Below are 11,098 nucleotides of genomic sequence, written 5' to 3' on the forward strand. Positions count from 1 at the left end.
GGTTACGTCACCGCGATCACGACCTTGCCGAAGTGCGAGCCGGATTCCATGTGCCGGTATGCCTCGCGCGCCTGGTCGAACGTGAACACACGGTCGACGACGGGCTGCAGCCCGGTCGCCTCGGCAAAGCGCACGACCTTTTCCAGCATCGCGCGGCTGCCGACGTAGACGCCCACGAGCCGCTTGGCCGTCGCCAGCAGGGTGGCCGGATTGACTTCGCCGCCGAAGCCGCTGACGCCGCCGATGATGGCGATGCTGCCGCCCATCGCCGTGGACGCGATCGAACGGTTCACGGTGCCCTGGCCGCCCACTTCCAGCACCACCTGCGCGCCCGCGCCGTCCGTCGCGCGCAGTACCTCTTCCTGCCATTCCGGTGTCGTGCGGTAGTTGATGAGGTGGCGCGCGCCGAGCTCCCTGGCGCGCTGCAGCTTGGTGTCGCTGGACGACGTGATGATCGCATTCAGCCCGGCCGCCCGGGCCAGCTGCAGGCCGAGGATGCTGACGCCGCCCGTCCCCAGCAGCAGCACGGTATCGCCCGGGCGGACGGCGTTGCTGGACTCGAAAATGGCATTCCACGCCGTCACGCCCGCGCAGGGCAAAGTGGCCGCGTCGACGAAGCTCATGGCGTCCGGGATCCTGACCAGCGCATCCTCGTCCAGCACGACTTCTTCCGCGAGCATGCCGTCGACGTCGCCGCCGAGCGCATGGCGGACTTTATCGGGGCTCGTCGGGCCATCCTGCCAGTACGGGAAGAACGAGGCCGCGACGCGGTCGCCGGGCTGCACGCGCGTGACGCCGGGACCGGTGGCGACGACTTCGCCGGCGCCGTCCGAGCAGGGGATGATGGGGTCGTCGACGGTGACGAGGTAGTTGCCGCTGGCGACCATCAGGTCGCGGTAGTTCAGCGAGACGGCGTGCACGCGGATGCGCACTTCGCCATTGCCCAGTTCACGGTGAGGAAAATCCACGCACTGCAGCCCGTCGATGCCATCGCCGGGTAAGATCTGGTATGCCCGCATCGCTGTCCTCCATCGGTTGATCGGCCGCCCACGCCGGGCGGGACGATATTGTCACCACAAGACCGGCGCGCGTGGCGCACGCTTATTTGGCAGCTTATTTGCCCGCTACTTTGCCCGCTACTTTGCCCCGCTGGCTCGGGATGAAGTCCTCCAGCACCGCCTGTTTCATCAGCGCCGGCGGCAGGATGCCCTGGGCGATGATGAAGTCGTTGAACGCCTTCAGGCTGAAACGGTCGCCCAGCGCGATCTCGGCCTGCGTCTTCAGCGCGCGCAGCTTCACGTAGCCGTAGTAGTACGCGGTCGCCTGGCCCGGCATGCGGTACGAATAGCGGTCGACTTCCGATTGCGCGAACGGTTCGGACAGCACGACTTCGCGCATCAGGAAGTCCTTGGCCTGCGCGGGCGTCATGCGGCCCAGGTTGATCTGCGGGTCGAGCAGGGCGCGCGCCATGCGCAGCAGACGGGCCTGCAGCGAGACGAGCTGGCCCTCCGGCGGCATGTACGGCAGGATCATCGCTTCCGAATACAGGCCCCAGCCTTCGACGTTCGTGCTGTTGAAGGCAAAGCGGGCGCGCGCCACCGACATGCCCTGCTCCACCATCGACGCGAACTGCAGCTCGTGGCCCGGACGCGCCTCGTGCGCCGTCAGGGTCCAGGCCATTGCGGCAAAGTCGAAGTCGTTCATCTTCTCTTTCGACTTCGCGTTCGGGTTCGCCAGCGGGATCACGAATTCGCCATACTCTCCCGTGTTGCCGATCATGCGCGGAGGGCTCATGAACGGCGCCGGCGAACGGGCCGCTTCGGCCGGCGTCGCGGTGCGGATGTTCGCCTCGCGCGTGGGCAGCGTCACCAGGTCGTGGGCGCGCACCATGCCTTCGATATCCTTTAAGCGCTCGCGGTAGTACGGCATCAGCTGGTCGGGGGCGATCGACGATTTTTTGAGCTCGCGGATCACGTCGCGATAGTCGGACGACGGCAGCTGGTTGCGCGCGGCGATGACGCCCGCCACGACCTGCATCTCGTCGCGCACCTCCTGGAAGTCGAAGCCGGCGCGCTCGATCATCTGTTCCGGCGCGATGTCGACGCCGACGTTGGCGAGGCGGTTCACGTAGATCGCCTCCGGCAGGCGCACTTCCTTGCGCGTGCGCGGCATCAGGCGGCTCTTGACCCAGTCGTCGTACTCCTTCACCTGCGCTTTCAGCGCCGCGAAGTCGCTTTCCCAGCCGGTGACGTTCGCTTTCTTGAACAGCTCCTCGATACCGTCCATGTAGGTCGCGTTGTTGTTCAGGCCTTCCTCGACCTCGCCCACGTACGGCCCGATCAGCGTCTTGCTGGCGAGGCGTTCCTCGCCGCGGGCACGCGCCAGCGCGGCGATCGGCGAGTATCCGGCTTCCTTGCCGGCGTAGCGCTTCAGGCGCACCAGTGCGAGCTTCTGGCGTTCCGGCTTGTTGCGCGGATCGAGCAGGGCGCGCAGGCCGCCGTACACGACTTCGCCCACGTTGACGTATTCGAGCAGGTACTGGTGCTCCAGCTTCATCGTCGCGATCTTCTTTTCGCGCGAGTCGATCAGGATGTCGAGGTCCTGGCGCACTTTTACATCCTTTTCCTGCGCGCGCTGGCGGCGCAGTTCTGCGAGGCGTTTTTCGGTGTCCGCCAGTTCGCGCTCGTACACGCGCGGCTTCAGGTCGGCGACCTGAGTGTCGTAGTTTTCGTCGCCCAGTTCCGTGGATTCCTCCGGCACGTATTTACCCGTGTCCTTCAGGACCGGCTGGGTGTAGGCGTCGCTGCGCGCGACCCATGCGGGTGCGGCTGCGCAGGCGGCGCCGGATGCGAACAGGAGGACGAGGCCGAGACGGATCATGATGCTGCCTTTCAGTGGTGAAGCAGGCATTCTAGAGCTAGATCGGCTTGGCCACCATGAACCAGAAGATGAAGACGAACGCGATGAACGCGGGCACGCCGAGCGCGACCCACGTGCGGAAGTACTTCCAGTACAAGGGCGGCAGCGGCGTGCCGTCGCGCGCGGCCGCCGCCGCCATGTCGCGCAGGCGCATCTGCAGCCACACGACCGGCAGCCAGCAGGCCCCTGCCAGCACGTACAGCATCAGCGACCACATGATCCAGCGGCTGCTCATCGGATAGCCGGCCAGGCGCACCATGTAGTACCCGGTCGCGGGCTGCACGACGGCCGTGGTGGCCGTGAACAGCCAGTCCGCGATCACGACGTATTTGCTGACGACGGCGATCGCGCGCACGTCGCGGCTCACGTTCGCGAACAGCATGTACCAGGCCGACCCGATGCCCGTGCCGAACAAGAAGGTCGACGACAGGATGTGCACCCATTTCACGACGACGTAGTCCATCACGTTTCCTCTTTCTCGAGTTCGTAGAGCAGCCAGATCGCGGCCAGCATCGGCAGGTTCTTCGTCAGCGGGCCGTAGGGGTGGATCAGGAATTCCGGCAGCCGGACGGCGATCACGACCGAATAAAAGCCGATCAGCGCCAGCTGCATCAGCCACAGCCAGCGGCGCCGATGCAGGAACAGCGTGGCGAAGCCCAGCACCAGGTCGAACACCGACGCGCCGTACAGCATCACGGGACGCAGCTGCTCGGGGATGCCTGAGCGCGCCAGCAGCTCGTAGCTGGCGGCGGCCGGATATAGGAACGCCGAGACGATGGCGGTAGCGATCCACACGATGGCGATGGCCAGCCGCAGCACGGGCAGCAGCCAGTCCAGCTTCGCGCGCGCCCGCTCGGCGCCGGGGTCGACGACGAACGAGGCGATGTCGCGCGGCGGGCGGCCCAGCAGGCGCAGCGTGGGGCCGGGATCGGCCGCGTTGCCGCGGTCGAGCATGCGCAGCGCGTCGGGGTCGAGCAGGGCGCCGGGCAACCACGCGCCGATCCGCGCGAGCAGCTTCGCTACGCCGCCCGGCAGCGGCAGCACGCGCAGTCTTCCCATTCCCATCGCGCGGCGCAAGGTCGCCAGGTAGTCGACGAAGGGCCGCGCCTGCGGACCGACGAGGGCGATGCGGCGCACGGGGCCACTCTCGGCCCTGTCTGCATGGAGCCGCTGGCGCAGCAGCGTCACGATGGCGGCGACGACGTCGTCCACGTGGATCGGCTGCACCAGTTGCGGGGAATCTCCCAGGCGCACGGCGAACGGCAGCGACGCCATCGCCTTGAACACGCGCGCGCTGGCACCGTCCGCGCCGTAGACGAGCGACGGCTGCACGATGGCGGCACGGATCGGGAGTGTCGCGAGATAGTCGTCGGCGGCCTTCTTCGACAGGTGGTATGCCGTGTCGGCCTGCTCGTCGGCGCCCAGCGCCGACAGTTGCACGACCATGTGCACGTCGTCGGACTCCGCGCAGGCGGCGAACAGGGCGCGCGGCGTTCTCGTGTGCAGGTTCTCGAACGTCTGCGTGCCGCGCTCGCGGAAAATGCCGACGGTATTGATCACGGCTTCCACCCCGGAAAGGCGCGCCAGCCAGGTGGATTTGTCGGTATCGTTGGCGAAGTCGGCGCGGATCGCGGACAGGTGCGGATGAGCGGGCAATCGTTCCGGATGCCGCACCGCGCACACGACGTCATGGCCCTCGGCCAGCAGCGCGTGCAGCAGGTGTTTCCCGATGAATCCGCTGGCCCCCGTGAGCAGGATCCGCATACTTTTCCTTTCTCCACTTTCCAGGAGGGTTTCATGGAATCATGGAACACGGCATTCAGGCGCGGCGTCGTCGGCGGCGCCACCTCCAGCCTGCTGTCGACCGCGGCGCTGGCCCTGCTCGGCCGGCGCGAAGCCGGCAGCGCCTACGCACCCACCAACGCGGTCAGCCACTGGATCCATGGCGACGAGGCGTTGCATGAACACACGCCGACCCTGCGCCACACGGTGCCCGGCTACCTGATCCACCACGGCAGCGCGATGTTCTGGGCCGTGCTGTTCGAGCGCCTGTGCGGCCACCTGCTCGACCGCAAGAACCCCGCGACGACGCTCGGCGTGGCGACCGCCGCCTCGGCCGTGGCCTGCTTCGCCGACTACCAGCTGACGCCCGATCGCTTCAAGCCCGGCTTCGAAGCCCACTTGTCGCGGCCGTCGCTGGCGGTTGTCTACGGCGCGTTCGGCGTCGGGCTGGCGCTCGGTGCGATGCTCACCCGCCGGTCATGATCCCGCTGCTAGTCTACGGGAGACGGCGAAATCGTGGCGTCAAGGATGGGAAAACGGCGCGTTGACGGCCAACTGCGCCGCGAACGCGCGCTGGTAGGCGGGCCGTGCCTCGCCGCGCGCGACGTAGGCGGCCAGGACGGGGAATTCGTCGAGGATGCCGGACGGCCGCAGCCGGAGCAGCACCGACACCATCATGAGGTCGCCCGCGCTGAAATCGCCGTCGAGCCAGTCGGCGTCGCCCAGCCGCGCGGACAGCGGCTTCATGCGGTCGCGCACGCGCTCTTCGACGAGCGGGATGCGTTCCTTGCTCCAGGGCTTGTCGCCTTCGAAGATCCGGGCCGTGACCAGTTCCAGGATGGGCGGTTCCACGGTGTTGAGCGCCGCAAACAGCCACGTGATGGCGCGTGCCCGCGCGTGGTCGTCGGCCGGCAGCAGGGCGCCGTGGTGGGTGGCGATATGAAAGACGATGGCGCCCGTCTCGAACAGCACGAGGCCGTCTTCTTCGTAGGTCGGGATCTGGCCGAACGGGTGCAGGGCCAGGTGCGCCGGTTCCTTCATCGCGCGGAACGACACGAGGCGGACGTCGTAAGGCAGGCCCGCTTCTTCCAGTGCCCAGCGCACGCGTGTGTCGCGCGCCAGACCCTTGCCGCCGTCGGGCGAACGTTCGAAGGCGGTGATCGTGATCGTCATGGCGCGGCTCCAAAGAAAAACGGCGTACCGTGAAGTGTCACGATACGCCGTTGTCGAGTCAAGCTTAATTAAAAGCTGTAGGTCGCGCGCGCATACACGTAGCGGCCATTGTTGCCGAACGGGGTGTAGTTCGAGAACGGCGTGTTGCTGGTCGTGTTCAGCGCCGGCGGCAGGGTTTCCGAGTACTGGTCGAACAGGTTGTCCGCGCCGATCGCCAGGCTCATCTGGCGAGAGAAGGCATAGCGGGCTTCCAGGTCGACGATCGTCCTGGCCTTCAGGGTGAAGTCGAAGGCTTCCGTCGTGCCCGGCGACAGCACTTCGCCGTAGCGGGTGGCGCGGGCCGTCATGCCCCACTGGTTCAGCTTCCAGGTGGCGCTGGCCGTGATCTTGTTCTTCGGCTGGCCCTTTTCCAGCGTCAGCACGTTCACGCGGTCGAACAGCACCGGCGCCGGATTCAGCGCGGCCAGCTGGGCGGTGGTCGGGACCTTGGTCACTTCGGTGCGGTTGAAGTTGCCGGCCAGGGTGAAGTCGAAGCGGCCGGCGGCGCCCGCGTTCCACGGCGCGCTGGCCACGATGTCCACGCCCCGGGTCTTCGTGTCGACGCCGTTGATGAAGAAGCGGCCGCCGCCGACGCCCGTGAAGCCCTGCGACACGATGTAGTTGCGCACGGCCGGCGACAACAGGTTTTCCGACAGCACGATGCGGTCGCGCACGTTGATGCGGTAGGCGTCCACCGTCAGGCTGACCGGGGCGAGACGCATCACGGCGCCCAGCGAGAAGTTGGTCGACTTCTCGGCCTTCAGCGGTTTCGAACCCAGCGCGACGGCGACCGGATCGTTCGGCGTGAAGGTCGTGATCTCGTACGGGATGCCGTTGACGAAGTTGGTCGACGTCGACGTGAAGCTCTGCTGCTGCAGCGACGGCGCGCGGAAGCCGTTCTGCACGGCGCCGCGCAGTGCGAAGTTCTTGGTGAAGTCGTAGCGGCCCGCCAGCTTGCCGGACAGGTTGCTGCCGAAGTCGTTGTAGTGCTCTTCGCGCAGGGCGGCGGAGGCGAGCAGCTTGTCGGTGACGTTCGCTTCGACGTCGACGAACACGCCGATCGCGGTGCGCGACGTGTGCGACGCGTTGGCCGGACGGAAGCCCGGGAACACCTGCGCGCCCGATGCGGCCGGGATGCCGCTCGGCAGGATCACGCCGCCGTTGCGCCAGGAATCCGGCTCGCCCGCGTGCAGCTCGTAGCCTTCGCGGCGCGCCTCGGCGCCGACCGCCACGTTCAGCGGCGAGGCGAGGCCGCCCACGTCGAACTTGCGCACGCCCGTGAGGTTGTACACGATCTGGTTGTACGAGAAGCCGCCCGAGTCGAACGACGTCTTGCTGGTCGGGCCGATCGACGCGTTCAGCGTGTTCTGGATGTCGTAGTTCATGCCGTTCTGGCCGTACACGAGCGACGTGTCCATGTCCCAGTCGCCGAGGCTCCAGGTCATGCCGGCGGCGGCGCTGAAGTCTTCGACGGTCGGGGCGATGATCGGCAGGAAGCCGTTCGGGTAGATCGACTGCACGTTACGGCTGTCCTGCGGCATGCGGAAGTAGCCGGCCGAGCGGGCGTCGCGCAGCTGGTAGCTGCTCCAGCCGTAGACCTTCACGTCGGGGCCCAGGTTGTTGCCCACGTTGACGAACACCGTCTTCTGCTGCATCTCCGGGTCGCCGTACCAGGCGTCGAAGCGGTTGATGGTCAGTTCGCGCGGATCGTAGGCGCCGTTCACTTTCGCGTACAGCTGGCGCATGTCGTAGCCGCTGCGCTCCGTGTGGTTCTGGTCCTTGTATTCGGCCGCGATGGTGATGTAGCCCGTCTCGCCCAGCGGCAGGCCTTTCCAGGCGCTGACGGTCGTGGTCTGGCCATCCGTGCGCTTGCGCGAGTTGGGTCCGGTCCACGTGGCGCCGGCCGGCGGCGCGGCATTCAGGAGGTCGTATTCCGAGATGTGCGCGCCGTACGTGATCGTGCCTTCGCCGCCCGTGCGGTCCGTGCGCAGGCGGACGTTGACCACGCCCGAGATCGCATCGGAACCGTATTGCGCGGCCGCGCCGTCGCGCAGCACCTCGATGCTTTTCACAATGGCGGACGGCACCGTGTTCAGGTCGACGGCGGCCGAGCCGCGGCCGATCGAGCCGTTCAGGTTCACGAGCGATGAGGTGTGGCGGCGCTTGGAGTTCACCAGCACGAGGCTCTGGTCCGGCGCCATGCCGCGCAGGGTGGCCGGGCGGACGGTGTCGGTGCCGTCCGTCAGCGTGGGACGCGGGAAGTTCAGCGACGGCAGCGCCACCGACAGGGCCTGGTTCAGTTCGGTCGAACCCGTCGTCTTGAGGGTCTCGGCCGAGATGATGTCGACGGGGGAGGCGGTGTCGAGGGCAGTGCGGTTGGCGACGCGGGTACCGGTCACGACGACGGTGGCGGTGCTGTCCTGGGACTGGGCCAGCAGCGGCGTGCCGGCGAACAGGGTGGCGATGGAGAGGGCGAGTACGGTTTTTTCCGGCACAAATCGTTGTTGCATTCTCTTGTCCTTATTCTTGATCTACGTGGGTACAACGGCAAGCTCGACTGATAGTGGAGCTTGATTGTTATCGTTGTCAATTGTGCTAACCCGCAATAGATGTAAGGACGCAACAGTTGCTCATGCGCGGTGCATGGGTGCACCGCGGTGGACCGGACTTTGTTACTTTCCGCGGATTTTCTGCACCAGCGTCACCACCGCCAGCACGACCGCGCCGACGACGACACCGGCCGCGGCATCGACCACGGCCGGGGCCACGGCCGCCAGCAGCCTGCCGATGACCGGGACGCCGGCGACCGCCGCGGCGGCGGCTTCGGCCACGTGGTGCAGCGGTTCGAACGCATGGCCGATGATGCCGCCGCCGACCATGAACATGGCCACCGTGCCGATCACGGACAGCGACTTCATCAGGCGCGGCGCGGCCGCCAGCAGCAGGTTGCCGATGGCGCGCGCGGCACTGCTCGCGCGGCGGCTCAGGTACAGGCCGAGGTCGTCGATCTTGACGATGCCCGCGACGATGCCGTAGACGCCGATCGTCATCGCGACCGCCACCGCGACGAGGGCCGCCACCTGCGCGCCGAACGACGCGCCCTGTTCGTTGACGACGCCCAGCGAGATCACGATGATTTCCGCCGACAAAATGAAATCGGTGCGGATCGCGCCCTTGATCTTGTCCTTCTCGACCGTGAGCATGTCGGCATTGGCCGCCAGCGCCGTCGCCAGTTCTTCTTCGTGCGCCGCGTCCTCGGCGGCGCTGTGCAGCAGCTTATGGGCGACTTTCTCGAAGCCTTCGAAGCACAGGTAGGCGCCGCCCACCATCAGCATCGGCGTGATCGCCTGCGGCAGGAAGGCAGAGATGGCGAGCGCGGCCGGCACGAGGATCGCCTTGTTGCGCAGCGAGCCCATCGCCACCGCCCACACGACGGGCAACTCGCGGTCCGCGTTCACTCCTGTCACCTGCTGGGCATTGAGGGCGAGATCGTCGCCCAGCACGCCAGCCGTCTTCTTGGCGGCGACCTTGCTCATCAGGGCCACGTCGTCGAGCACGGTGGCGATGTCGTCGATGAGTGCCAATAAACTTCCTGCAGCCATGTACCACTCCCCAATATCAATATGCTCACATCTTAACCGACGCGGCCTGCCGGCCCCGGCACACGGTTCAGGCGCGTTTTCTGCGTTTCAAACCCGAAAATCTGCATCTCGTCGCTTTCCCATGCAGTTCATCCCGGGCCATACGTATAGTGACAACATTGGCTGCGGTGCAGCAGCCTTTCCGACCTGAAGGAGATGCCCATGAACCAGAACCTCGACCTGCCGTCCGTTCCGCGCCGCCGTGCGCGTCCTCCGAAGCGCAAGACCCGCATCACCATCTACCTCGACGACGAAGTATTGGACGAATTCCGCTCGCGCGCCGAGCGCACCGGCACCGGTTACCAGACGCTGATCAACGCGGCGCTGCGCCTGCGTCTGGCCAGCGGCGACGCAAATCCGGCCGCGGCCTGAGGCGTAAAACGCAAGAAACCCCGCCAATACAGGGTGTCTGACGTGTAAGAAGATTACACGCAGCAATTAATTATGCTAATCTTCCGGCTCTTTCAACCCGGAGGATTTATGAAAAAAGGCGAACTGATCGCTGAATTTGCGAAGCGTACCGAGATGTCGGGCGCCGCTGCGAACGACGCAGTGAACACCATCATCGACATCATCACCGAGCGTCTGAAAAAAGGCGACACGGTTGGTATCACCGGCTTCGGCACGTTCTCGGTCACCAAGCGCGCTGCCCGCAAGGGTCGCAACCCGGCTACCGGCGAAGTCATCAAGATCGCTGCGTCGAAGACGCCGCGCTTCGCTGCCGGCGCGACCCTGAAGGCCGCCGTCAACCCGAAGAAGAAGTAAGCAGTACCCGCGGCTGGCCGCGGCCGTCCGGCAATCGCCGGCGCCGTGCGCCATGCCTGCGTCCTTATTCCCCCCTTCCGTCTTTCTCCCATGAGCTTCGCCACCTGGATCGCCTTCGTCATCGCGGGCACGCTGATCGCCATTTCGCCCGGCTCCGGCGCCATCCTGTCGATGTCGCACGGCCTCGCCTACGGCCTGCGTAAGGCCAGCGCCACCGTGCTGGGCCTGCAACTGGGCCTCGTGCTCGTGCTGGTGATCGCCGGCGCCGGCGTCGGTTCGCTGCTGGTCGCGTCGGAAACGGCATTCACCATCGTGAAGATCGTCGGCGCGCTGTACCTGATCTGGCTCGGCATCGCCCAGTGGCGCGCGAAGGCGGAAGCGTCGAACGTCTCGACGGCCGGCCTCGCGGCGCACCCGTCGTTCGGCCGCCGCGTCCTGACCGGCTTTCTCACCAACGCGACGAATCCGAAGGGCATCATCTTCATGGTCGCCGTGCTGCCGCAATTCATCTCGAACGCGGCACCCGTGCTGCCGCAGCTGGCGATCCTGGGCGTCACGATGGTCACCATCGACACCACGGTCATGCACGGCTACGCGCTGCTGGCATCGACGATGCAGCGCTGGTTCCGCGATCCGCGCGCCGTCAAGGTGCAGAACCGTTTCTTCGGCGCCGTGTTGATGGCCGTCGGCGCGCTGATGTTCTTCGTGAAGCCTGCCCACGCCTGAGCGCGGAAACATTTCGCAACCATTTGTAATTCGTGTCGTCGTTTCGTACGCTC

At 66.4% G+C, this 11,098-nt stretch carries 11 protein-coding genes; 4 read left to right on the forward strand and 7 right to left on the reverse strand.

Annotated features, from left to right (window positions below; genetic code table 11):
• Positions 1-2: 2 nt before the first annotated feature.
• From P0M04_RS09310 to P0M04_RS09325, 4 genes are all read right to left on the reverse strand, one after another.
• Positions 3-1,019: a zinc-dependent alcohol dehydrogenase family protein gene (locus P0M04_RS09310; RefSeq protein ID WP_259451833.1), complete on the reverse strand. Its 1,017-nt coding sequence runs from the start codon at positions 1,017-1,019 to the stop codon at positions 3-5.
• A 94-nt stretch (positions 1,020-1,113) separates the two neighbouring features.
• Positions 1,114-2,880, reverse strand: a complete 1,767-nt coding sequence (locus tag P0M04_RS09315; protein ID WP_259451834.1) for a DUF885 domain-containing protein — start codon at positions 2,878-2,880, stop codon at positions 1,114-1,116.
• A 37-nt stretch (positions 2,881-2,917) separates the two neighbouring features.
• Positions 2,918-3,382, reverse strand: a complete 465-nt coding sequence (locus tag P0M04_RS09320; RefSeq protein ID WP_259451835.1) for a DUF2269 family protein — start codon at positions 3,380-3,382, stop codon at positions 2,918-2,920.
• The gene (locus P0M04_RS09325; RefSeq protein ID WP_259451836.1) at positions 3,382-4,683 is read right to left on the reverse strand and encodes an SDR family oxidoreductase; all 1,302 of its coding nucleotides are present in this window, start codon (positions 4,681-4,683) and stop codon (positions 3,382-3,384) included. The genes P0M04_RS09320 and P0M04_RS09325 overlap by 1 nt, the downstream gene beginning before the upstream one ends.
• A 33-nt stretch (positions 4,684-4,716) precedes the next feature.
• Between P0M04_RS09325 and P0M04_RS09330 the strand changes: the two genes are divergently transcribed.
• On the forward strand, positions 4,717-5,184 hold the full coding sequence (locus P0M04_RS09330) for a hypothetical protein (protein WP_259451837.1): 468 nt from the start codon (positions 4,717-4,719) through the stop codon (positions 5,182-5,184).
• Between the two features lie 39 nt (positions 5,185-5,223).
• On the opposite strand, the gene P0M04_RS09335 is transcribed toward P0M04_RS09330, so the two are convergent.
• From P0M04_RS09335 to P0M04_RS09345, 3 genes are all read right to left on the reverse strand, one after another.
• A complete protein-coding gene (locus P0M04_RS09335) occupies positions 5,224-5,874 on the reverse strand; it encodes a glutathione S-transferase family protein (RefSeq protein ID WP_259451838.1) in 651 nt (216 codons plus the stop codon).
• A 68-nt stretch (positions 5,875-5,942) separates the two neighbouring features.
• Positions 5,943-8,423 carry a TonB-dependent receptor plug domain-containing protein gene (locus tag P0M04_RS09340; protein WP_259451839.1) on the reverse strand — a complete coding sequence of 827 codons (2,481 nt, stop codon included), beginning with the start codon at positions 8,421-8,423 and terminating at the stop codon, positions 5,943-5,945.
• A 162-nt stretch (positions 8,424-8,585) separates the two neighbouring features.
• Positions 8,586-9,515: a DUF808 domain-containing protein gene (locus tag P0M04_RS09345; RefSeq protein WP_259451840.1), complete on the reverse strand. Its 930-nt coding sequence runs from the start codon at positions 9,513-9,515 to the stop codon at positions 8,586-8,588.
• Positions 9,516-9,716: 201 nt separating this feature from the next.
• Between P0M04_RS09345 and P0M04_RS09350 the strand changes: the two genes are divergently transcribed.
• The 3 genes from P0M04_RS09350 (at position 9,717) to P0M04_RS09360 (ending at position 11,045) form a co-directional block, all read left to right on the forward strand.
• Positions 9,717-9,926 carry a BrnA antitoxin family protein gene (locus P0M04_RS09350; protein WP_036239616.1) on the forward strand — a complete coding sequence of 70 codons (210 nt, stop codon included), beginning with the start codon at positions 9,717-9,719 and terminating at the stop codon, positions 9,924-9,926.
• A gap of 108 nt (positions 9,927-10,034) precedes the next feature.
• Positions 10,035-10,319, forward strand: a complete 285-nt coding sequence (locus tag P0M04_RS09355; RefSeq protein ID WP_036239618.1) for an HU family DNA-binding protein — start codon at positions 10,035-10,037, stop codon at positions 10,317-10,319.
• A 90-nt stretch (positions 10,320-10,409) separates the two neighbouring features.
• A complete protein-coding gene (locus P0M04_RS09360) occupies positions 10,410-11,045 on the forward strand; it encodes a LysE family transporter (RefSeq protein WP_259451841.1) in 636 nt (211 codons plus the stop codon).
• Positions 11,046-11,098 lie beyond the last annotated feature (53 nt).

Origin of the sequence: Telluria mixta (assembly GCF_029223865.1) — a bacterium.
In the GTDB taxonomy this organism is placed as follows: domain Bacteria; phylum Pseudomonadota; class Gammaproteobacteria; order Burkholderiales; family Burkholderiaceae_D; genus Telluria; species Telluria mixta.